The following is a 23,407-nucleotide window of genomic DNA, read 5'->3' as shown; positions in this document are numbered from 1 at the left end:
CTCTCTGATAGAATCACACCTTGAAGAGTGCCCAGCAAAAAATATTTAATTAATATAGTTAAACAGGGACAGCCCGGCAGTTTTTACAAACGATTGCTGCGCTGCCTGTAAAGTAGTTTGCTGTTGTGATAACGACGTCAGCGCTTTCACATAATCCAGATCCTGAATATCTGACAACGCAGATTTATAGTTCAGTGCATTTGCAGAGCCAAAACTATCAAGATCATCAATTTCCTTCAGACTTGAACCTAATTGCGCACGCGCCGTTAACACATTACTTAGGGACGCATCCAGATTGTTATTCCCCTGCGCTAAAGCAGCTGCCAGATCTTTCTTTGCGCTGCTTGTCGTCGCAGGAGTATTGAGCGCATTAATAATGTCAGTCAGCGTCTCAAAAATATTCTGATTGCCTGGCTGCACACTGAAATGATCCCCAGGCCCTGGCGCGCCGGGTGTATTGGTCAAAGTAATATCCATGCCATCAACCGTCACCGTTGCCGGGCTGGTGTAAGCGGTACTTGGCACGACTACAGCACCGGTCGTTTTATTCGTTACGGTAAAATTCAAGCCAGTAGAGTCAAATGCAATATCGTAGTTCTGACCCGTCAATGCATTTGCTGTCGGTGCGTTGATAGTGACTGCGGCAACGACCTGCCCATTGTTTGAAGGATTCGGAACAACATTGAACTGCCCTGGCGACGTACGGATATTCTCAAAAATCTGTGTTCCGGGAGTACTCAACGGCAACTGGCGCGATGTTTCAACCTGCAAATATCGCTGCCCCTGATCACCGTTATATGTTGCTCCGTTGATCGTCTTTGTATAAGGCGCAGTCGTTGTCGAAAAACCGGAAAACAAATAGGCGCCAGTTCCGTCCGTCGCGTTCGCCAGACCTAACAACTGATCAAGATTACTCTGCATTTCAACCGCAATGTAACTGCGGTCTTTATCATTCAGCGTTCCGTTGCCAGCACTGACGATAAGGGTTTTAAGATTGTGCAGCGTTGTTGTGACGTTGCCGAGAGTGCTTTCAGCCATACTCAGATTATCTTTGGCATTCGCCCGATTCACCGCATACTGCTCATTGATTGCATCGGCCTGCGTGATCACCAAAGCACGCGCCGAACCTATAGGATCATCCGCTGGCGTGAGTATCTTGCGCCCGGAAGCAATCTGTTGTTGCGTACGGTTCAGAGAGGATTGCAGATCGCTGATACGGGAACCTCCGCCCTCATAGATCATACTTGTGCTGATACGCATAAATTACCTACCTTCCGATGGCCAGTATTGTGTCAAATAACGTACTAGCAATCTGCATCAATTTGCCAGCAGCCTGATATGCCTGCTGGTATTTGAGTAAATTGGCAGCTTCTTCATCCAGATTCACGCCAGAGATGGATTGTTGATTATCCGTTGCATTCTTCAACAAGGTCGCTTCAGATGCTGTCGTGATACCCAATTCATGGGTTTTATTACCGACCTGACTGACAAATTGCGCATATGCGCCTTGTATCGTCGTAGTACTGCCAACCATGTTGTTTTTTGTCTGTATACCTGCCAACAATAAGGCATTCCGGTTATCGCCGGAACCAGTCACATTGGCAGAGATATTAAACACGTCGCTGTTTGAAGGCGTACCAGAAAGAGTGAAACTGGTCCCAGAATAGCTATACGTTGCGCCGTCAGAATAAGGAACTGCCGTACCCGCAGGATAAGTGGTCGATGTTGCCCCCTTAGTAACGGTCACATTCGCGTTTGCAGGAAAACCAGTCAGGGTATTTCCCGCGGAATTAAAGGTTAATTTGGATGCTGCCACAGGAACAGATGGCGACACAGTAAAAGTATCACCATTTGCCGGTGCTCCAGAACTGTTCTGAACCGTAAAACTCATACCGGAAAAACTGATCTTCGCGCCTGTCGTATAAGGTACTGTTGCCGGCGGCGCATAATTTGTTGTGGTCGCGCCCACAGTCACAGACACATTGACTCCGGCTGGAAAACCAGTGAATGAACCACCGGAATAAGTCAGCGTGACTGGTGGTGCGACGGAAGAACTTGCAAAAGAACTATCTGTTTTAACCGCACTAATGGTTGCAGTTGCGGAGGTTGATGCGCTCGCGACAGCAGAATCCACTGTGCCAACTGAAATTTTTCCATTACCGATGTTCGTTGTCGGTACTGCCGTTTTGATCGCCGCAGCAACCGCAATCTTAGAAGGGTCAATCACATCAACGGAAAACCCTGCTGCGGCTGCCAGAGTGGGACGAATCAAAAACTCATCTCCGGTCGCAGGCTGAGCCGCAGGTGGCTGCGGAAACTCCATCGTAATGCCGTCAATTTTGATCGGCTGTGATGTCGCAGTCTGGGTCTGACCATCCGAAACGCGAATGACACGGTAATTTCCGGGGCTGGTTACCTGCAAACGATAATCACTGGTGGTCAGTGCGCTGACATCGGAAATATTCGCCGTTACATCGGCATTCGTTGTATTTGATGTGCTTGGCGTTGTAATTGGTTGGGGAATATTAAAAAACTTCGCACCAGTCGCGCCGTTCAGATCTTGCCCCAATGCATGCTGCTCATTGAATGCCGTGGCAATACCAATCGCCACACGCCCGATCGCATTCTGCGCAGGATCTAAAGTATTCGCCCTAAAATCAAAGAGCCCGCCCAAAACGCCGCCTGGCAAACCATTTTCGGCAATTTGCACCGACGTACCGTTAGCAGAATATGAGACTTCCGCTCTGGTCGAATCAGTTTTAGAGACACTCAATTCGAGTTGATTAACGACCCCGCCCAGAACAAGCGGCTGCCCATTCCCGATAAACACATTGAATTTATTATCCTGAGGTATCACCGTGACTTTGGTGTACTTCGACATTTCTGTAATTAACTGGTCGCGTTGATCAAGTAAGTCATTTGGCGGTGAACCGGTTGTGCTAACTGACTTTGCAATCGTCTCATTTAAATTGGCGACTTGCGACGCATACGTATTGATTGCGGTAATCGCACCGCCAATCTGACCATTGACATTCTGTCTGATCTCGTCCAGACGGGTCTGCAAACTATTGAAACGACCAGCCAATGACTGCGCACTGGATAAAACCGCCTGACGTGCAGCTGCACCGGCGGTCCCGTTCGGACTCGCAGAAAGATTTTGTATAGATGTGAAAAAACCTTGTAATGCCGGCGTCACTCCTGCTGTCGGATCGGCAATCAGATTATTGATTTGTTGAATTTGCGAGTAATAAGCATCAGCCTGGTTCTTGGTAGTCTGCGTTGCATTCACTTGCTGGCTGATAAATGCGTCATATTGTCGCTGTATCTGGCTGATGGAGACGCCCTGCCCAACAAAAGAACCACCCAGCAATTGCGGCGCATTCGCCGATTGCAACACAACCTGGCGGTTATAACCTGCCGTCCCAGCATTGGCAATATTATGTCCAGTGGTACTAATTCCCACTTGGGCAGCGGCCAATGCGGTTTGCCCGATGTTCAGAATATTTGTACCCATAATTTAACCTATTGATTATTTGAGCTTTGTTGAGCTATCACCTTAAGGTTTTCGGAGAAAAACACAAAAACTTTAATGTAGTAAAAATAATAACTAGCAGTTAGCAAAGACCGCCACATTACGTCGACAATGTTTGTTTGATTATTTTAGTCAGTTTATTGGCGTATTGCGGGTCAGTCGCATAACCTGCCTTTTGCAGGCCAACAGCAAAACTGGTCGCATCTTTGGCATTTGCAATGACATTTTCATAGCGAGGATTTTTTGTCAAAAGCTTTGCGTAGTCTTTGAATGCATCTGCGTAGGAATCATAGGCTTTAAATTTTTCAACTTTACGATAGGCGACGCCGTTGACATATTCCGTTGTTACCGCATCAACAGTTTTTCCCTTCCATTTACTGGTCGCCTTCATGCCAAAAATATTGTGACTGGTGCTGCCATCAACTGTTTTAATTTCACGGCGCCCCCAACCACTTTCCAGCGCCGCTTGTCCAAGCATGAATTTAGCCGGAATTCCCGTCGCCTTACTTGCCGCCTCAGCGTCGGCACTTAATTTTTCCTGAAATTCACGAACGTGCGCCGGCCCCGAAAAACTCGTCTTTGCCGCTGTGGCAGGTTGTTGCTCAAATTTCAGATTATCCAGATACGAACTGATGCCTCTGGCGTTACCCGCGATGTTCCCGCTAATACCGACGCCATTGCCAGCAGTAGCATCACCCGTTTGCAACGCCTGGTTCACTGCATTATTTGTCAGTTGCCTCACTAATGCATCGGCAAGGCCAATACCCCGGTTTGCCATTGATTGCGACAATTGCTGATCAAGCATCGATGTGTAGGTACGGGTTTGTTCGTTGTCGAAGGCACCATCCTGTCCTCCTGCCTGTCGCATGGACTTCAGCATCATGTTCATGAACAATGCCTCAAACTGCTTGGCTGCTGCCTTGATAGATTCGGGGGAATTATCTTTCGCCGATTGCTTAAGTCCATCCAGACTCTTGCTATCGAAAGCTAATTTATTATCCGAAAGATCAGCACGACCGATCATGAGGCATCCTTAAATAATTTCAAGTTCTGCACGCAAAGCACCAGAGGCTTTAATCGCCTGCAAAATCGCCAGCAGATCCTGTGGCGTTGCACCGATCGCATTCAAAGCTTTCACGACATCGGCTAACGATGTGCCAGCCTTCAGCATCATTAATTGCCCCGCATCTTTTGTGATACTGATGCCAGAGTTTGCAGTCGCTGCGGTTTGACCACCCGCCAGAGCATTTGGCTGACTGATCGCGTTATCCGTATTAATGACAACGGAAAGATTGCCGTGTGCGACAGCACAGGAATCCAGCGTGACGGCCTGATTCATCACGATAGAGCCTGTCCGCGCATTCAAGATCACTTTTGCCACAGTCTGCGCCGGAGTCACATCCAGACTTTCCAAAGCACCTAAAAATGAAACCCGCTGATCTGCACTGACCGGTGCTTTCACCTGAATCGCACGGCCATCCAGTGCGGCCGCGGTTTCAGGGCCAAAACGCCGGTTAATCGCGTCAACGACTCTGCTTGCGGTAGAAAAATCGGATGTATTCAATTCCAGTTGTATCGTATTTCCCTGACCGACAGAACTGGGAACCGCCCGTTCCACCGTCGCTCCCGAAGAAATACGTCCTACGCTCAGATGATTGACTTGTGCTTTACTACCATTCGCAGAAGCGCCGACGCCACCGACCAATACGTTGCCTTGCGCCATCGCATAAATCTGGTTATCCGCACCTTTGAGCGGTGTCATCAACAAAGTACCACCACGAAGGCTCTTCGCATTCCCCATAGACGATACCGTCACATCCAAGGCTTGCCCCGGTTGTGCGAAAGGTGGAAGCGAAGTCGTTACCATGACGGCTGCGACATTTTTCAACTGCAAACTCGTACCGACAGGCAAAGTAACCCCCATCTGCTGCAACATACTCACGATACTTTGTACCGTAAACGGCGTTTGTGTAGTCTGATCACCGCTTCCATCAAGGCCGACAACCAAGCCGTAACCCAGCAGCTGATTCTGACGAACGCCCTGAATACCAGCAAGGTCTTTCAACCTTTCGGCTCGGCACTCTGCCGTCAGCGTCATGCCCATCGTCAGAGTAATGAGCAGAGTGCAAAGCGATGACCGCAACTGCGTATATTTTTTCATATTCAACCTCTTTTCAGTTTCTTACATAGGAAGAAAACTGAGGAAGAAACGCGTCAGCATGGAGTTCGCCTCAGCCTTATCGATTCTCGTCGTTGAGCGGTATTCAAATCTGGCATCGGCCACCTGCGTGGACGGTACAACATTGCCCGCTGCTATGGTCTGAGGATTGATCACGCCGGAAAACCGGACGAACTCAGCGCCCTTATCAAAGGCAAGTTGCTTTTCACCACTGACGAGCAAATTACCATTGGGCAGAACATCAATCACAGTCACAGCAATCGTCCCAGTAAAACTGTTACTCGCCGTTTCCGCACCTTTTTCATCAAATTTTGAAGAGCCGTTGGTACTCAGCCCCAACTGTGCCGTGGTTGAGGACTTCACACCAAATACTGTCGGTGCAGCCAGCGATAGACCAGACGATTTACTGGAAGAACTCGCGCTGCCTTTTGCTGCTGAAGTTCTTTCACTGATAGAGATTGTCAATACATCGCCCACCATTCTGGGCTTCGCATCTTCATATAAAGGGCGATAACTTGCAGACTGAAAAATCGCACCATTAATTTCTTTGTGCGGTTTGGCAGACTGTGCCGGCAAGGATGTTGGCTGATGCACGATGGCAGGCGGGGTCACAGCACAACCTGCCAGCAACAAGGCGACACTACCGGATAAAATTAAAGCCTTCATGATGTCCTCAACTAGTTACCAGAATCAGAGTTGCGTTAATTTTTGCAGCATCTGATCAGAGGTCGTAATCGCCTTACTGTTAATTTCGTATGCACGCTGCGTCTGTATCATGTTGACCAATTCTTCAGCAACATTCACGTTCGAAGTTTCGACAAAATTTTGCATCAGTAACCCTGCGCCGTTTGTGCCTGGTGTATTAGTTCCGGGATTGCCTGACGCGGCCGTCTCTGAGTACAAGTTTTCGCCCAGAGCCAACAAACCTGTCGGGTTAATAAACGTCGCGAGCTGAATGGAACCAACCTGCACCGGCGCGCTGGAGCCTGGCTGAGTTACAGAAACAGTGCCATCGCGTCCCACAGTAATCGACTGCGCATTGGCAGGAATCGTGATTGCAGGCTGAATCACAAAGCCACTTGATGTGACTAATTGCCCCTGACTATCCATCTGAAAAGAGCCATCACGGGTGTAAGCAGTCGAGCCATCAGGCATCAACACCTGAAAAAAACCCTGACCTTGAATCGCCACATCTTTCGCATTGCCGGTTTGTTGCAGATTGCCTTGTGTGAAAATTTTCTCGGTTGCGACTGTACGTACACCGGTGCCTAACTGCAGCCCTGAAGGCAGTTGCGTTTGCTGCGAACTTTGCGCACCTGGCTGACGTATAGTCTGATACAACAAGTCTTCGAAAACTGCACGTGAACGCTTAAATCCGGTAGTGCTGACGTTCGCCAGATTATTGGTAATCACATCCATTTGTGTTTGCTGTGAATCCAGGCCAGTCTTGGCGATCCAGAGTGAACGTATCATTTATTTCTCCTGCACGCCCTGCGGCGTAATGAACAGCTTAATTTGCTACCGGTTATTCTGCGCCTAAAACGACTAACCCAAACTGAGGATCTGACTGGCTTTTGTTGCGTTATTCTCCGCATTCTGCAAAAGACGCATTTGCATTTCAAATTGCCGACCAAGATTAATCATGGTCACCATCGATTCCACCACGCTGACATTGCTGTTTTCCAGCATGCCGCCAGCAACTCCAACGGCAGCATCTGCATCAGCAACGGTGCCGTCTTTCGTTTTAAATAATCCGTCATCACCGCGTACCAGATTTTCTTCTGGCGGATTTACCAGTTTTAAGCGACCGATCACTTGCACCGCATTTGGATTGGAGCCGACCGGCACAGTGGAAACGGTACCGTCCTTCGCAATTGCAATCGACACGTCCGGCGGAATCGTAATCGGACCGCCGTCGCCAATCAGATTTAAACCATTCTGCGTTTGCAAAACCCCGTTTTCACTTAATTTCAGACTGCCACTGCGGGTGTAGCCCTCAGAGCCGTCAGGCTTTTCTACCACCAGCCAACCCTTGCCCTGAACCGCAACATCCAGCTCGCGCCCGGTCAATTGCAAACTACCCGCAGAGAAATCCGTACCTACTGTCGCGTCCACAACAAACGCACGGGTTGGCAGCTCCGCCCCCTGCACCGGCACTGCCCTGAAGGAATCTAATTGAGCACGAAACCCTGTCGTCGTTGCATTGGCCAGGTTATGCGCGTTCGTTGCCTGCTGCTCAAGGATATGCTTGGCACCCGTCATCGCTGTATAAATCAACCTATCCATTACCACCTCCCGATAAGCACGTACTCAATTCAATATCCATTTTTATTCAGATGATTAACGCAGATTCACGATTGTTTGCAAAATCTGATCCTGCGTTTTAATGGTTTGTGAATTTGCCTGATAAACACGTTGCGCCGTGATCATATTGACCAGTTCACCTGTGAGATCAGTATTCGAGTCTTCCGTTGCTGACGCCGTTAACGCACCGAGACCACCTGAATTTGGAGGACCGACCAGAGGCTGACCAGATTCGGAAGTCTCTGCCCATTGGTTATCGCCCAGCGATTGCAAACCGTTAGAATTGGTAAATGATGCCAGAACAACCTGCCCCAACACTTTCGTCTGACCGTTGGTATAACTGCCGACAATCGTGCCGTCTTTCGCGGTATTAAACTTGGATAATTTGCCAGATGTAAAACCATCCTGCTTCATGCTACTGACGCTGAAATCCGAGCCGAACTGCGTTGAGTTCGTGTAATCAAATTTGATGTTTGCTGTCGTATTGATCGGTGTCACAGCACCTGAAGCAACGGGCACAATCATCTGCAATGCACGCGGATCAGTTGCGGCATACGCAGGAATCGCACCAGTCAACTTACCCATATTGTCAAATGCCAGCTTACCAATCGGTGTTGGCGTCGTCGCTGCCGGCGTCAAAGCACCCGCCGCATCGAAAGGATTACCGTCAACTGTCGCAAAGACATTCCATTCTATGGTGCCTGCCGTTGCGGGCGGCGTAGCAACCGGATCAACGCGCACATAGTAAGTTTGTAAAACGTGAGAATTACCCAGACTATCGAACACCGTTACCGATGTCGATTTATTGTAGGAAGTAGGATCTGTCGGAGAAAAAGCAATCGGCGTAATGACTGGTGGAATCGTCACTGGCTTTTGCGTCCCTGGCACGTATTCCCGTGAATCCAGATTCATCACGCCACTGACCTTTGCTGTTTGCGCCGGTGCGATATCCGCAGTATTAATCGTAATTGGCGACGCAGATCCGGTTGAAAGCACACCCGCCGCATTCGCAATATAACCGGTCAGTTGCTGTCCTTGTGCATTAACCAGACCACCGTTTTTATCCAGTTGAAACTGACCATTACGAGTATAGGTGACAGCACCGTTTTTAATCATGCGGAAAAAGCCGTTACCGTTAATCGCTGTATCGAGTGGGTTATTGGTCGAGCTGATATTCCCTTGGGTAAATTGTTGTGCAATCGTCGACACCCGCACACCGATACCAACTGCATTCGCAGACGCGCCACTCAATGAGTTCGCATAAACATCGGCGAACTGCACTTGCGCCTGCTTAAAACCAACTGTATTTGCATTCGAAATATTATTACCGATCACGTCCAGTGATTTCGATGCCGCGTTTAATCCACTAAGACCTTGCTGAAAACCCATGATTTTTCTCCCTAACTTTAAATACTGCGATTACCTGAGTAATCAGCAATCTCAGAAAATTTGCTTCACATCTGCCATTGAAATTTCACCGACACCAGAAACTGTCAGCTTCACACCTTGCGACCCCGAACTCACACTATTCACCATACCGAAACATAATTTAGTCACATCCAACGCCTTTCCGCCTGAGCTCGCGGCAACATCAAACGTATAAGTACCATCGGCGACCGATGCCCCAGAATCATTTTTTCCATCCCAGGTCAGATCGTTCACACCCGCGGGCAAAGCACCGAGACTCAGCTTGCGCACCGTTGCGCCGGCTGCGTCTTTAATCACCACTTCGACCTTATCAGCCCCCTGCGGCAAATCCACAGCGTAGATCCCCTTCGCGCTAGAGAGTGGCAAGGAGTTCCCTGCGGTCATCACACCATGACCAATCATGTTTGCCGCCTGCAAATTCTGGCTTGCCTGCATATTGCTGCTGAGTGCCGCGAACGATGCATTCAACTTCTCAATTCCGGACACCGTCGACAACTGCGCCATCTGACTTGTTACCTGGGCATTGTCCATAGGATTCAACGGATCCTGATTCTTCATTTGCGTGACCAACAGGTTCAGAAACGTGCTCTCTGAAGTTTTTGCGGCTGATGTGCTGCTGGTCGTACCATTCATGGTATTGAGCAAGCTCTGATCAACTGTATTGCTTTGTATCGTTGTCATTACATTTCCTTTTTATGAAGGTCACTGACCCAAAGTCAGCGTTTTCAGCAACATTGTTTTCGCCGCATTCATCGTTTCAACGTTGGTCTGATAAGAACGGGATGCCGAAATCATATTCACCATCTCTTCCACCACGTTGACGTTTGGCATTGCCACATAGCCCTTGTCATCTGCGAGCGGATGTTTAGGGTCATACTTCATTTTTGCTGGCGTCGCGTCCTCAACCACTTCCGTTACTTTCACTCCGGTAGAAGGTGAGCCAGCAACCGGCACCGCACTGAATACAACCTGCTTAGCCTTATATGGCTTACCGTCGGAACTGGTCACGCTGTCAGCGTTAGCCAGATTACTGGACACGACATTCAGACGCTGAGCCTGAGCACTCATGGCGGAACCAGCCACATTAAAAACATTAAAAAGCGACATGATAATTACCCCTGAATTGCTGCAAGCATGTTACGAATTTGCATATTAATAATCGTCAGACTCGCCTCATATCGAAGTGAGTTTTCGGCAAACTGATTGCGCTCAACGTCCATATCCACAGTATTGCCATCGATATTGCCTTGTGAAACTGTGCGATACATCGGCTCAGCCCCCGCCACGGTTGATGCGCTACCCAAATGCTGCGCATCCGTTTTATTCAGACTTGCTGTCGCCTGCTTAGAATCGAGATGCAGTGCGTTATTCAAAACCGATGTGAAATCAATATCTCTGGCTTTGTAATTCGGCGTATCCGCATTGGCGATGTTAGAAGCAAGCAATTGCTGCCGCTGACCACGAACAGATAAAGCTGTTTCGTGAAAACGCATGAAATCATCTAGTTTAGTCATCCGAAGCCCCTCGCCAGTCCAAAGCCAGCCTTCTGCCAGCCATATAACGGTTTTCCATTATTGGCATCTTATATCCCGCAAAGACAATTCAATTCATTGAGTAAAGGCGAAAAACCTCTTCTATTCAAGCCTTAGCAAACAAATCCTGACATCTACAATGGCAACACGTTAAAAGTTATCTGCATCCGCCCAGCTATGAAACCACTTTTCAGATCAGTTATTTTTTTGTTAGTGCTGACGTCGGCCCTTAATCAGGCGCAGGCGCAAACCACGGCTGCTATGCAAGATCACGAAATCATCAGAAAACTGGCAACCGACTTTTTAAATCAGCAGGCAAGAACTCAACCGGGTGAGAGTACGGTTACGATGGGACAAGTAGATAAACGGCTGAATCTGGCAGCGTGCCAGTCTCCTACAGCATTTCTGCCTAACGGAAGTAAAGCCTGGGGCAAGATCACGGTCGGGGTACGTTGCACAGCACCTGTTAACTGGGTTATTTACTTGCAGGCAAACGTACAAATCACTTCTGAATATTACGTCGCGTCCCGTGCCCTGAGTCAGGGACAGCTCATCACAGCTGACGACATGAGTAAAATTAAAGGCGACATATCAAATTTACCTGCTGGCATTGTTACCAATCCTGAACAGGTCATCGGCAAATCCTTGCAAAGCTCCATTTCGTCCGGCACACCTTTACGCCAGGAATTACTCCGAAGCCCGGCAGTAGTGCAACAAGGGCAATCTGTCAGAGTTGTCAGCAATGGCCCGGGGTTTCAGGTTGCCACAGATGCGCAAGCACTGAATAATGCAGCGGAAGGCCAGGTAGCTAAGGCTAAAACAAGTTCCGGGCAAACTGTCAGTGGCATTGCCAAAGCTGGTGGCGTCATTGAAATAACATATTAACAAGCACAACAATTGGAATATATTTGTACGTAAAATTAAAGTTTAAAAATACCTGGCCGATAACCGGATTGTAGAAGTAGACCATTCCCACTTTCGAGGGTATCGCCGTGAAAATTGATGACACACTAAATAAAGCTGCAAGCTTACCAAGCCAGCAGCCCGTACGGACCGAAAAAGCACCAGAGAGAGCAGTTTCCACTCCGGCGCCTTCTATTAACGTACAGATTTCCCCTCTGTCTACGCAATTGCAAGCTTTGCAAAGTACACAAGCAAGTAATGGCGTATTCGAGGCAAAAAAGGTTGAAGAAATCAAATTAGCCATTTCTGAGGGACGCTTTCAAGTGAACTCCGAAAAAGTTGCTGATGGACTTCTGGAAACCGTGAAAGATTTACTTAACTCCAGAAAACGCTGAACATGACCAATACAAGCGCAAATAGTGACTCTATTCTGCATTGCTTAAAAGAAGAAAAAGAAGCAATGGCAGCACTGGCTGACTTACTCAAAGAAGAGCAAGCTGCGCTTGTAGATGGTGATGTGTCTCTGTTGACTCAGACTTCTGCACAAAAAAGTGAATTGGTTCGAAAACTGTCTGAGGCAGAAAAACTGCGTAACTCTTATCTGAAACAGCAGGGTTTCGGTGACGATGCAGAGAGTACATTAAAGTTTGTACGCCAGACACCAGAGGCACAATTGCTTTGGGATGGTTTACTGGAATTATCGGCACAAGCTAAAGAAGACAATAAAACCAATGGCCTGATGATCACACGCAGACTGTCGCAAAATCAGGCTGCACTCAGCACGTTTCAACAAGGAACAACGACAGGCTCTTTATACGGTCCAAATGGACAGTCTTCGATCAGAACAACTCCCGCCAAAGGACTTATTGTTCGCTAATCGTTCACAAGTACATGAAAAGAGCCCCGATTGTTCGGGGCTTTTTTCATTGCGATCTTTGTCAGGGAGTAATTGGCGCTTGAGTCGCAACAGGAATATCCACTACCGGCTCTGGCAATACCGATAAGATAGTGACACTCACCCGGCGATTACGCGATCTTCCTTCAGGCGTATCATTTGAATCTACCGGTAATTTTGCTCCTTGCCCAACGGCAGTCACCCTGAAATCATCAACACCATTTTCCGTTAAAAGACGCGCTACCGTACTTGCCCGAACCGCTGATAACTCCCAATTCGAGGGAAAAACCGGATTTTTGATTGGTACATTATCCGTGTGTCCTTCAACCTGAATTGCATGATTGTCTAATTTTAATACAGAAGCAATCGCGGTCAGCGCCTGTACGGAGTCTGCGTTTAACTTAGCTTCGCCAGGTGAAAACAACAAACTTGCATTGATTTCTATCGTCACCCCCCTGGCAGTTTGCGTCACTCTGACTTTACCTTCCTTGACCAACGGCTCCAGGGCAGCAAGTACATCTTTTGCTAACCCGGTCATTACCTCCCGCTCTTTACGTATGTTTTCAGTTGATTTCCGCTTCACTATCGGCAGCGGATCTAACTTCACCACCTGTGGAGTTACTCCGGCAGCAACAGGAGAAGCAGGGTCGTTACTAAATGCGCCAGTCAGGGAGCTGGACAACACGCGATACTTTCCCTCATTCAGCGAAGAGATCGCATACATAACAACAAAAAAAGCAAACAACAAGGTAATGAAATCAGCGTAAGAGACCATCCATCGTTCGTGGTTTTCTGGCTCTTCGTGATATTTTTTTCTTGCCATGTTTAAACCTGATTACTGTGGTTATCAACCCGCTCTTCCACGATACGAGGACTATCTCCAACAGCAATGCTATAAAAAATATCGGACAACATCTCGCGTCGGGTAATTTCTCTGCCAATAATTTCTTTTAACTTATTGCTGACGGGCAGAAAAAATAAATTAGCCAAGCCAACACCATAAATCGTCGCCACGAATGCCACAGCAATACCACCACCGAGTTTCGCAGGGTCAGTCAGATTTTCCATAACGTGAATCAGCCCCAGTACCGCCCCTAAGATTCCGATGGTCGGAGAATAGCCACCAGCTGCCTCCCAGATTTTGGCGGCCTGACGTTGCTCAATTTCATACAATGAAATATCAACATCCAGAATGTCTTTCAGTCGCGCAGGGTCGACGCCGTCAATGACTAGCCGCAATCCCTTACTGATAAAGGCGTCATCAGAAGCATCCATGTAACGCTCAAGACTTAAAAATCCCTCGCGCCGGGCAACCGCACTCCAGATCAATGCATCCTGAATATTTTTACGGCTATTGTCTTGCGGCTCAGAAATAACCCATTTCAACATACGCAAACCGCGTCGAAAAGTACTCATACGACTCTGCAGGAGCACCGCCCCCAGCGTACCAATCGCAACAATCACAAATGCCGCTGGTTGCACTAATGAAGAAAGACGCCCGCCCTCCATCAACTGACCGGAACTGATGCCGACAACGACCAGAATAAATCCTACTAAGCTAGCCCAGTCCACGCTTTCTCCCTTAAATGCGCACGCATCCGTGCAACCGCCTGGCTATGCAACTGAGAAACGCGGGACTCAGAAACGCCCATGACCGCGCCAATTTCTTTCAGATTTAACTCCTGTTCGTAATACAGGCCCATTAACAATTTTTCGCGTTCGGGCAAACTGTCGATCGCACCGATCACGGCATCACGAAAATCGTCATTCAACAAATCCTGCAAAGGATCACCGGAACTATCGGAAGAATAATGATCGAGGAAGTGCTCTTTTGTTTCTGCGTCATGGAAATCTTCGTAATACACCAACTGATGTCCGCCGCTATCCCCCAAAAGTCCCTGATACTCTCCAAGGGATAACTTAAGCGACTTGGCCACTTCTGTTTCTGTCGGCGGCCGCCCCAGTTTTTGCTGCATCTGGTTCATCGCATTTTCGATTTTCCGCATATTTTGCCGAACCCCACGCGGCAACCAGTCGGTGTTGCGCAGCTCATCGAGCATCGCGCCACGAATCCGCTGGACGGCATAGGTTTCGAATTGTGCACCATGCGTATCTTCGTAACGACTGATCGCATCAAGCAGACCAATCATTCCAGCTTGCACCAGATCATCCACCTCAACACTGGGAGGCAAGCGCGCCTTTAATTGGTAAGCCAGTCGCTTAACCAAAGGCGCATGCTCCCTGAGGAGAAAATTTTTATCTGATTTTCCGCTGGCCGTGTACATATTCAAATTAGATTCCGAGAGCGATGCCCTGTTGTCCGGATACACTGTCCAGACACAATGCAGATCGCGCACTGACAGCAAGCCGCTCTGCCAGTTGAAAAAAAGCCATAGAAGAGCGCGCTTTTGGAAAAGCGTCAATCACTGACCGCCCCTGATGAGCAGCTCGTCTGACGAATTCATCATCCGGCACATAACCAATGAAATTTAAGGGTACCGCAAGATATCGTTGAGACGCCTGAGCCATATTCGTATAAATCAACATTGCTTCTTTCTCAGATACACCGGACACCAAAATACTAAAAGAGCGTCGCCCCAGACGAGCACTCATACGCTTAATCAGTCCATACGCAGATTTGATTGCTGACGGATCTGAAGAAACCTGAATCACCACTTCACTATCATCCAGAGATGCCAGTGGAAACGCATCGCACGCGTCAATATCACAATCAACCACGACCATATCGGCACGATGTACTGCCAGATCAAATACTCTAGACAATCGTCTCGAATTCTCGGCGGACAAGCTGGACGACAAAGTCCCCTGACGCGATAACATCGATACTGACAAGCCAGACGCAACCACTTTTACTGCCTCGTGCATTGTACGCTGTTGTTGCGCTACATCCAACAAGGTGCGCTCTATGCTCGCATTGAACCACGCGCCAACACTATCGGAAGACGAACGCGCATCAACCATCAAAATTTGCTGCCCCTGCCGCGCTACCGATACGCCCAGATTCACCAGCATTTCGCTTTTTTCATTGTCTTTCAACGCTGATAAAAAAGTAAATACACGCGGCTTTGGTCCAGCCAGCATGCGACGCAGTCCCTCTGCCTGATCAACATTAGCCAAGAGACACCTCCCGCGCAACCGCTTGCCCATCAGTTGCAGCAGATCCGACACCAGCCATCAGCAAAGGCAGCTCTTCATCCAGATAACGGAACGGCGCCGTTTCACGTTTCAACTTAAAGGCGCGATCAATTAGGTACTGCTTGTTTGCCACATGCAAGTCTTCCGGTACACGTTGCCCATTCGCAATGTAATACAGACTTAATTTTTGGCGGATCACTATATCCAGCGCGCCGCCTATCGTCGCCGCCTCATCTAGTTTAGTCAGAATACATCCTGCGAGACCTGTCCCCTGATAAGCACGCACGACTTCACTCAGCGTTTCTCCGGTCGATGTCGCATTCAGGCAAAGCAGGCGTTTCACATCAGTGCCAGAACCAGACAACATCGCAACCTGATCCGTTACCATTTTGTCGCGCTGACTGACCCCGACAGTATCAATTAAAACAGTATGTTTATTCTTGAGCTCGGACAAAGCAATCCGCAAATCACTTTCATCTTTGACTGCATGAACCATCACACCAAGAATTTTCCCATAGATTCGTAACTGTTCATAGCCGCCGATACGATAGCCATCGGTTGTGATCAACGCCAGTTTCGACGGACCGTGACGCATCACACAGCGCGCTGCCAGTTTTGCAGTTGTCGTCGTTTTTCCAACGCCTGTCGGCCCGACCAAGGCGTACACACCACCCTTTTCTAAAATTTCATTTTCATTATCGATGGTCGTCAGATTGCGGGCCAGAATAGACTTTATCCATTCAATACCTTGTTCACCTGTTTCATTTTCCGGTAACTTTGCAACCATGAATCGCGACAAGCTGGCGCTCAAGCCAGTTGCCAGCATCTCTTTCAGCACCAGCGCCTTCTGTGGTTCGCGCTTTTGCGTATTAGCCCATGACAACTCCGCCAGTTGCGATTCCAGCATATTGCGCATGGAACGAATTTCGTTCATCACATCACTTAACTCACCCTTAACAGAAGCCGGAGCTGCAGCATATTCCTGCGGCTCGGCGGCCATGCCACGCGGTGTAAATATCCGTGTTTCATGTTGAAACGATGGCACCGCTCTGGTGTGGCCGGAGGTGATCTGGCGCTCATCCTTAGTCGGTGTGATCGACTGTATCGCTTCATCGGCCATCGCCATAATCTCGACCTTACCGTCAACATTCCGGTTGGACAAAATCACCGCATCCGCACCCAATGCTTCCCTTAATAAGCGAAGCGCCTCGCGCGAGGTGTTAGCAGTAAATTTTCTGACGTTCATGATTGCCCTCCAACAAGGCTGGTAACTCTAATGGTTTTTGTTTCAGGTAATTCGGCATGCGACAACACTTTAAGTTGCGGCAATGTACGGCGTAAGAATTTAGACAGCAAAGCACGCAGTGGTGCAGGCACCAGCAGGACTGGCGTCATGCCCATTTCTTCTTGGTGTTTGGCTGCAGTTTCGGTTTGCGTTGTCAACGCCTCAGCCAAGCCAGGCTCGAGAGCAGCACCATCGCCACCACCGGCATGGATCGCCTGCATCAGCAAACGTTCAAGACGACTATCCAGAGTCATGACGGTCAGCTCATTTGTTGCCGGGAAAATTTGCTGAACAATCGCACGACCAAGCGCAATACGTACTTGTGCGGTCAGCTCATTGGCATCCTGGGTATGCATCGCCTGCTCAGACAAGGTCTCGATAATGGTACGCATATCACGGATATGTACGCCTTCCAGCAGCAAGTTTTGCAAGACTTTTTGCAGTACTGACAAAGGAATCAGTTTAGGCACCAGATCCTCAACCATTTTCGGCATTTCTTTTGCAAGATGATCCAGCAACTGCTGCACTTCCTGACGACCTAACAATTCAGCGGCATGGGTGGTGATCAGATGATTCAGATGGGTGGCGATTACGGTACCGGCATCAACCACGGTATATCCCATCGCTTGCGCTTGTTCGCGCGCACTGGCATCGATCCAGATCGCGGGCAAACCAAACGCAGGATCGGTCGTTTCAACACCGGGCAAAGGCCCGGAAACCATGCCGGGATTAATCGCCAGATATTGACCATTCATCGCCTCACCAGCGCCGACTTCAACACCTTTCAACGCGATGCGATAAGCAGACGGCTTCAGTTCAAGATTGTCGCGGATATGCACCGGCGGCGATAAAAACCCCACCTCTTGCGCGAATTTTTTACGTATTCCTTTAATACGACGCAGCAACTCACCGCCTTGGGATTTATCGACCAAAGGAATCAAGCGATAACCTACCTCAAGTCCCAAAGTATCCACGGGTAAGATATCCTGCCAGGTGGCTTCTTCTACCTCAGGCGCCGGCACATTCTGCGCTTCCGCTTGTGCCGCTGCTTCAGCAGGAGAAATACCCGCTGCCTGTTCAGCTTTCTGACGCGCCAGATACCCGGCACCAGCCAGTAATCCTGCTAACAAGACGAAAGCAATATGCGGCATACCTGGAATAATTCCCATGCCACCAATAATGCCAGCGGTGATAAACATCACCTGTGGTTTGGCAAACAACTGCCCTATCAACTGACCACTGATATCTTGCTCACTGGCGACACGCGAGACAACCACACCAGCAGCAGTAGAAATAATCAACGATGGAATCTGCGCAACCAGACCGTCACCGATAGCCAGCAAAGTATAGTTCTTCAGTGCTGAACCAAAGTCCAGATCGTGCTGCACCATACCCACAATCAGACCGCCGACGATATTAATCACCGTCACCATGATCCCGGCAACCGCATCACCGCGGACATATTTTGACGCACCGTCCATCGCACCGTAGAATTCAGCTTCCTGCGCGACTTCGGTACGGCGACGACGTGCCTCTTGTTCGGCAATCAGACCAGCATTCAGATCAGCATCAATCGCCATTTGCTTACCAGGCATCGCATCCAACGCAAAACGTGCACCCACTTCAGCGATACGACCTGCACCCTTTGTCACCACCGTGAAGTTAATGATCGTCAGAATCACAAACACCACGATACCGACAGTGTAATTTCCACCAATCAGAAAATGACCAAAAGCCTCAATCACCTTACCTGCAGCGTCCGGGCCTGTATGCCCCTCAGTCAATACCACGCGGGTAGACGCGACGTTGAGCGATAAACGCAGCATAGTGCTGACCAGCAGCACTGTTGGGAACACCATGAAGTCCAGCGGCTTCACTGTGTACAAACTCGTCAGCAAAACAATGATCGCGATCGCGATATTGAAACTGAAAAAAACGTCGAGAATAAATGCTGGCAATGGCAACACCATCATAGCCAGCATCAGAATAATCAAGATAGGCGCTGCCAGCGCCCTACCATTGAGCCCGTTCATCCACAAAGGCAATTTCAGGCTGTTCATACTGCTACTCCTACTTGATTATTCGGGTCCAACTCTGCGGGAACTTCTAATTCGCGTGGTTCTTCCGGTCTGACGCCACCACGTTCGCGGTAGCTGCGAAGCTGGAATACATATGCAAGGACTTCAGCGACAGCAGCGTATAAGGCTTCCGGAATCTCGTCGCCTAACTCTGTGTGCTTATACAGTGCACGCGCCAGCGGTGGCGCTTCTAGCAAAGGAACATTGTGTTCGGCACCAAGCTCACGGATTTTTGCAGCAACTTCGTCCGCACCTTTCGCCACTACCTTTGGTGCGCCGCCACCACCCTCGGTGTATTTCAGTGCGACGGCGAAGTGCGTCGGGTTGGTCACAATAACGTCAGCAGTCGGAATTTCAGTCATCATCCGGCGACGCGCCATTTCACGTTGCTGTTGGCGAATCTTCGCTTTAATTTGTGGATTACCATTCGACTCTTTCGATTCCTGCACCACTTCCTGATGCGTCATCTTTAATTTATTCGCGTAATGCCACATCTGATACGGAGCATCTATCGCCGCAATCGCAACCAACGCAGCAACGATAGACATAAAACACACGGCCATCATGTGGCCAACGTGTGCGATCCCCGCATGCAGATTTTCCAGAGGCAAACCAAAGATCGCCTCTTTTTGCCCCATGATGACAACCCAGGCAACGCTACCGACAAGCACCGTTTTTACAATCGCCTTCAACAATTCAACACCAGCACGAGCAGAAATCATGTTTCCCAAGCCGGAAATCGGATTCATGCGCCCGAAATTAGGTTGCAGCGCCTTAGCACTGAACAGCCAGCCACCAATCAACAGTGGCGAGCCCAATGCCACCAGCAACAGCACCAATACGACGGGGGAAAATGCCAACAAAACATCCAGTAAATTGACGCCGATTTTTCCAATCAACAAATTAAAGTCAAAGGCAGCCTCACGCTCCAGAGTCAGACCTGTAATCAGATTTTTATTCAATTGCTGAACCAGAGTGCCGCCCATCGCCCAGAGAGCACCACCAGCTGCCAGCAAAATCGTGCAGGTTGACAGCTCACGCGAACGCGGAACATCCCCTTCCTCACGCGCCTGCTCAAGGCGCTTCTCCGAGGCCGGTTCTGTTTTTTCGAGATCGCTATCTTCGGCCATTGCCGACTCCTGTCATTTCCACAAAGCAAGTAGTGCTTCGATTACGTAAATTTACAGATGAGATTATTGAACGCGCTGCCGAACTTGGATGCGAGGAATAAAGGAGTAAATACCCGTTTATTCCATTTAAAGAACACGAGCCGGCCATTTCATTTCAGATACAAGCGATTGAATAACCCTTTAGTAAGGATCTCTGGTGTAGTTACAGATTGGTTTCAGGTCCCGGTGGATTTTTAAATATCATGCTAATATTTAGCATACTAATTAAATTAATCGCACAATGACTCCTTACGATAAAACCCTGATGTCGTTGACACATACGCTGATACAGGTTGGTCGCGCTTATAAATCTGCCGCAGACCAAATGACGGCGGACTTTCATCTTTCACATGCAAGCGCCTGGCCTGTACTGATGATTTCCCGGTTGGGTGATGGTGTGCGCCCGGGCAAAGTCGCTCAGGCGGTTGGCATCGAGCCTCCATCGATGGTGCGACTGATCGATCAGTTAATCGACAGTGGTCTTGTTTTAAAACAGGATGACCCTACAGACCGGAGAGCCAAGGCACTCTTTCTGACCGCAGAGGGGAAACAAGTGGCAGAACGTTTAGAAGCGGCGCTTTTACCATTTCGCAGGGAACTGTTCAGCGATATTCCACAGGCTGACGTCGAAGCCTGCCTGCGCGTGCTCAACAAACTCAATGGGCAACTGACCGAGACACCTACAGAATAAGACTGCAGAAATATCGTGAAACTTCCCTCACCTTCTCACCTGCTGTTTTCTGCAAAATGCTTCGTTGCGGCCATGCTGGCTTTGTATATCGCAATGGCATCCGGTTTGCCCCGCCCATTCTGGGCGATGATGACCGCGTATATTGTCGCCAATCCATTTGCCGGAGCCGTGCGTTCCAAAGCGATTTACCGCGTTTTTGGTACGATTCTTGGCTCGATCTTCACCATTCTGATAGTGCCGCAGTTAGCGAGCGTGCCTGAGCTGCTATCCTCCGCAATCGCTTTGTGGGTGGGGCTATGTCTGTATATTTCCTTGCTTGACCGTACACCCCGCTCCTATGTTTTTATGCTGGCCGGTTATACCGCCGGTCTTATCGGTTTTCCCGCGGTCTCAGATCCGACCTCAATCTTCGATACTGGTCTGGCTCGCGTTGAAGAAATCTGCATTGGTATTTTGTCTGCGAGTGTCGTTCACTCGGTTGTATTTCCGCAAGGGATAGGCCCAGGCATTTTAAACAGATTGGATGCGGCGATCCGTGATGTACGGAGCTGGATGTACGACGTGCTGCAACAGACGCCCGGCAGCGTATCCGCATTGGGATCTGCCCGCCTCTCCCTCGCGGCTGAAATTACTGATCTGCGAGTAATGTCAACGCACCTGCCGTTTGACACTTCTAACTTGCGGCTGACCTCGGGGCTGGTTCACAGATTAGCCGACAACATCACCAAAATGCTTGCCCTGCTACTGGCAGTAGAAGACCGACTGAACACATTGCAACATCTGAGTCCGGCGAGCTTAACGCCGCGCTGGCAAAAGCTGTTAAATGACGTCGCTGACTGGTTGCAAGAGGAAAATAACGAGGCTGCTCAACGCTTAACAGCATTCCAAAAAGAACTTGAACTACTGACGCCGAAGTTCAGCGCGGCCTCAAGCTGGAGCGATATTCTGTGTCTGAATCTGATCTGGCGCCTCAGTAAACTGATTACCATCTATGCGGAAGTGTTGGAGTTAAGGAGTCAGATTACACTCGCGATGCAAGGAGGAACCACTTCTACTCAGGAACATGCCAATACATCCGTTTTGCACCGTGATCATGGCATGGCATTCCGCTCTGCTTTTGCTGCTGTCGTCGCCATTTCTGTCTGCAGCGCATTCTGGATACTCACCGCATGGCCTGCCGGTGCCGCCGCGCCCATGATGGCTGGCGTGTTCTGCTCATTTTTTGCAACGCAGGATGATCCGGTTCCGGCGATTAAGATGTTTATCAAATATACCTTGCTGTCGGTACCTGTTGCGATGCTTTACATCATCAGCATTATTCCGGCGATTCACAGTTTTGAAATGCTGCTGCTTTGCATGGCCCCTTTATTTATCGTCGCTGGCAGCTACATTCCCAATCCTGCAACCGGGGGCAAAGCACTCGCCTTCGTTATCGGAGTTGCCGGTGCATTGTCACTGCAAGACACAGGCGCGCTGGAAATCACCAGTTTTCTTAACGGTTTACTTGCGCAGCTTTTCGGATTTGTGACAGCAGGCGTTGTCACCAGCCTGATTCGCACGGTCAGCAACGACTGGATGATTTCCCGGATGATGCAAACCGTCCATCGTGAATTTGTAGAAATGAGCCACTTATCAGCGCCACCATTACGTGACATCGCGATCCGCACTGTCGACCGCATCGGTTTGCTGATGCCGCGACTATCCAAACGTCACCCCAACCCCGATGAACGCAATCACACCATGCATCATTTACGTGAGCTGCGTGCAGGGATTCATATTACGCAATTACGCGGGATGAATGCGGAATTGAAAATGAACGGCATTCTGTTGTCGCCGCTATTCACCAGTATCGGCAATCACTTTACAAACCCGGACAGCACCACCGCCAGCGCACTGAATTATCAGATCGATCAAACGCTGCGCGAGATCTGCGCCAGCGATAGCAAACCTATCTATTTGGCAGCGATTTCAGCGTTAACCAGTATGCGTCGTGATCTGTTTCCCGATGCCCGTTCATACAACCCATTTTTAAAGGAAAAGATAGCGTGACAGCAGAAATCAGTATTTTCGGGCTGTACGTTCCCGTCCTTTTACTACTCGCCATCGTCGCTTTTCTGTGCACGATGCTGGCCGGACGTTTCCTGATGCGCACTGGCTTTTACCGCTTCCTATGGCATCCGGCTCTTTTTGAACTGGCCTTGTTTTTCATTTTTTTAGGCAGTTTTTCACTTGTTCTGACAAACTCAGGTTATTGA

Annotated in this window: 24 protein-coding genes; 6 read left to right on the top strand and 18 right to left on the bottom strand. The window is 49.1% G+C overall.

Translation table 11 applies throughout. The features are described from left to right. Window positions 1-45: 45 nt before the first annotated feature. From flgL to flgB, 11 genes are all read right to left on the bottom strand, one after another. Window positions 46-1,260 carry a flagellar hook-associated protein FlgL gene (gene flgL, locus Undi14_RS15880; protein WP_186883617.1) on the bottom strand — a complete coding sequence of 405 codons (1,215 nt, stop codon included), beginning with the start codon at window positions 1,258-1,260 and terminating at the stop codon, window positions 46-48. A 7-nt stretch (window positions 1,261-1,267) separates the two neighbouring features. Then, window positions 1,268-3,514, bottom strand: a complete 2,247-nt coding sequence (gene flgK, locus Undi14_RS15875; RefSeq protein ID WP_200181461.1) for a flagellar hook-associated protein FlgK — start codon at window positions 3,512-3,514, stop codon at window positions 1,268-1,270. A gap of 118 nt (window positions 3,515-3,632) precedes the next feature. Continuing rightward, complete coding sequence (gene flgJ, locus Undi14_RS15870; protein ID WP_200181459.1) at window positions 3,633-4,556, bottom strand: flagellar assembly peptidoglycan hydrolase FlgJ; 924 nt, start codon at window positions 4,554-4,556, stop codon at window positions 3,633-3,635. A gap of 9 nt (window positions 4,557-4,565) precedes the next feature. Further along, a complete protein-coding gene (locus Undi14_RS15865; RefSeq protein ID WP_234030649.1) occupies window positions 4,566-5,636 on the bottom strand; it encodes a flagellar basal body P-ring protein FlgI in 1,071 nt (356 codons plus the stop codon). 78 nt (window positions 5,637-5,714) lie between these two features. Continuing rightward, window positions 5,715-6,377 carry a flagellar basal body L-ring protein FlgH gene (locus Undi14_RS15860; RefSeq protein WP_200181457.1) on the bottom strand — a complete coding sequence of 221 codons (663 nt, stop codon included), beginning with the start codon at window positions 6,375-6,377 and terminating at the stop codon, window positions 5,715-5,717. 24 nt (window positions 6,378-6,401) lie between these two features. Beyond that, the gene (gene flgG, locus Undi14_RS15855) at window positions 6,402-7,184 is read right to left on the bottom strand and encodes a flagellar basal-body rod protein FlgG (protein ID WP_186883622.1); all 783 of its coding nucleotides are present in this window, start codon (window positions 7,182-7,184) and stop codon (window positions 6,402-6,404) included. A 72-nt stretch (window positions 7,185-7,256) separates the two neighbouring features. Further along, window positions 7,257-7,997 (bottom strand): flagellar basal-body rod protein FlgF, encoded by a 741-nt coding sequence (flgF, locus tag Undi14_RS15850; RefSeq protein WP_200181456.1) that lies wholly within the window; start codon window positions 7,995-7,997, stop codon window positions 7,257-7,259. 54 nt (window positions 7,998-8,051) lie between these two features. Beyond that, a complete protein-coding gene (flgE, locus tag Undi14_RS15845) occupies window positions 8,052-9,404 on the bottom strand; it encodes a flagellar hook protein FlgE (protein ID WP_186883624.1) in 1,353 nt (450 codons plus the stop codon). A gap of 51 nt (window positions 9,405-9,455) precedes the next feature. Further along, complete coding sequence (locus tag Undi14_RS15840; RefSeq protein ID WP_200181455.1) at window positions 9,456-10,124, bottom strand: flagellar hook assembly protein FlgD; 669 nt, start codon at window positions 10,122-10,124, stop codon at window positions 9,456-9,458. Window positions 10,125-10,145: 21 nt separating this feature from the next. Further along, entirely contained in the window at window positions 10,146-10,550 is a 405-nt protein-coding gene (flgC, locus tag Undi14_RS15835; RefSeq protein ID WP_186898310.1) for a flagellar basal body rod protein FlgC, read from the bottom strand. 5 nt (window positions 10,551-10,555) lie between these two features. After that, window positions 10,556-10,957, bottom strand: a complete 402-nt coding sequence (flgB, locus tag Undi14_RS15830) for a flagellar basal body rod protein FlgB (protein ID WP_186883627.1) — start codon at window positions 10,955-10,957, stop codon at window positions 10,556-10,558. Window positions 10,958-11,236: 279 nt separating this feature from the next. On the opposite strand from flgB, the gene flgA reads away from it, so the two are divergent. From flgA to Undi14_RS15815, 3 genes are all read left to right on the top strand, one after another. Further along, window positions 11,237-11,860, top strand: coding sequence for a flagellar basal body P-ring formation chaperone FlgA (gene flgA / locus Undi14_RS15825; protein ID WP_255520394.1), 624 nt, complete (start codon window positions 11,237-11,239; stop codon window positions 11,858-11,860). 107 nt (window positions 11,861-11,967) lie between these two features. Continuing rightward, window positions 11,968-12,273, top strand: a complete 306-nt coding sequence (gene flgM / locus Undi14_RS15820; protein WP_186883629.1) for a flagellar biosynthesis anti-sigma factor FlgM — start codon at window positions 11,968-11,970, stop codon at window positions 12,271-12,273. A 2-nt stretch (window positions 12,274-12,275) separates the two neighbouring features. Then, entirely contained in the window at window positions 12,276-12,755 is a 480-nt protein-coding gene (locus tag Undi14_RS15815; protein WP_186883630.1) for a flagella synthesis protein FlgN, read from the top strand. Window positions 12,756-12,816: 61 nt separating this feature from the next. Here the strand turns inward: Undi14_RS15815 and motD are convergent, their stop codons facing one another. From motD to flhB, 7 genes are read right to left on the bottom strand one after another with little or no spacing between them, the layout of a single operon-like run. Then, the gene (motD, locus tag Undi14_RS15810) at window positions 12,817-13,596 is read right to left on the bottom strand and encodes a flagellar motor protein MotD (RefSeq protein WP_200181453.1); all 780 of its coding nucleotides are present in this window, start codon (window positions 13,594-13,596) and stop codon (window positions 12,817-12,819) included. Between the two features lie 2 nt (window positions 13,597-13,598). Then, on the bottom strand, window positions 13,599-14,345 hold the full coding sequence (locus tag Undi14_RS15805) for a flagellar motor protein (RefSeq protein ID WP_200181452.1): 747 nt from the start codon (window positions 14,343-14,345) through the stop codon (window positions 13,599-13,601). Continuing rightward, the gene (locus Undi14_RS15800; protein ID WP_186883781.1) at window positions 14,327-15,058 is read right to left on the bottom strand and encodes an RNA polymerase sigma factor FliA; all 732 of its coding nucleotides are present in this window, start codon (window positions 15,056-15,058) and stop codon (window positions 14,327-14,329) included. The genes Undi14_RS15805 and Undi14_RS15800 overlap by 19 nt, the downstream gene beginning before the upstream one ends. 7 nt (window positions 15,059-15,065) lie before the next feature. Further along, window positions 15,066-15,911 carry an antiactivator of flagellar biosynthesis FleN protein gene (locus tag Undi14_RS15795; protein WP_234030637.1) on the bottom strand — a complete coding sequence of 282 codons (846 nt, stop codon included), beginning with the start codon at window positions 15,909-15,911 and terminating at the stop codon, window positions 15,066-15,068. Next, on the bottom strand, window positions 15,904-17,175 hold the full coding sequence (gene flhF / locus Undi14_RS15790) for a flagellar biosynthesis protein FlhF (RefSeq protein WP_200181450.1): 1,272 nt from the start codon (window positions 17,173-17,175) through the stop codon (window positions 15,904-15,906). Before flhF ends, Undi14_RS15795 begins: the two co-directional genes overlap by 8 nt. Beyond that, window positions 17,172-19,274, bottom strand: coding sequence for a flagellar biosynthesis protein FlhA (flhA, locus tag Undi14_RS15785; RefSeq protein ID WP_200181449.1), 2,103 nt, complete (start codon window positions 19,272-19,274; stop codon window positions 17,172-17,174). Before flhA ends, flhF begins: the two co-directional genes overlap by 4 nt. After that, window positions 19,271-20,422 (bottom strand): flagellar biosynthesis protein FlhB, encoded by a 1,152-nt coding sequence (gene flhB / locus Undi14_RS15780; protein ID WP_200181448.1) that lies wholly within the window; start codon window positions 20,420-20,422, stop codon window positions 19,271-19,273. Before flhB ends, flhA begins: the two co-directional genes overlap by 4 nt. A gap of 280 nt (window positions 20,423-20,702) precedes the next feature. Here flhB and Undi14_RS15775 point away from each other — a divergent pair, with 280 nt between their 5' ends. Genes Undi14_RS15775 through Undi14_RS15765 form a run of 3 tightly spaced genes read left to right on the top strand, consistent with a single transcriptional unit; the run spans window position 20,703 to window position 23,407 of the window. Further along, window positions 20,703-21,152: a MarR family winged helix-turn-helix transcriptional regulator gene (locus Undi14_RS15775; RefSeq protein ID WP_200181447.1), complete on the top strand. Its 450-nt coding sequence runs from the start codon at window positions 20,703-20,705 to the stop codon at window positions 21,150-21,152. A gap of 15 nt (window positions 21,153-21,167) precedes the next feature. After that, the gene (locus tag Undi14_RS15770) at window positions 21,168-23,201 is read left to right on the top strand and encodes an FUSC family protein (RefSeq protein WP_200181446.1); all 2,034 of its coding nucleotides are present in this window, start codon (window positions 21,168-21,170) and stop codon (window positions 23,199-23,201) included. Further along, a complete protein-coding gene (locus Undi14_RS15765) occupies window positions 23,198-23,407 on the top strand; it encodes a DUF1656 domain-containing protein (protein ID WP_186883638.1) in 210 nt (69 codons plus the stop codon). The genes Undi14_RS15770 and Undi14_RS15765 overlap by 4 nt, the downstream gene beginning before the upstream one ends.

Origin of the sequence: Undibacterium sp. 14-3-2 (assembly GCF_016595265.1) — a bacterium.
GTDB lineage: Bacteria > Pseudomonadota > Gammaproteobacteria > Burkholderiales > Burkholderiaceae_D > Undibacterium > Undibacterium aquatile.
Note: the sequence above shows the minus strand (reverse complement) of the source record. Positions and strands in the feature narration are given on the sequence as shown.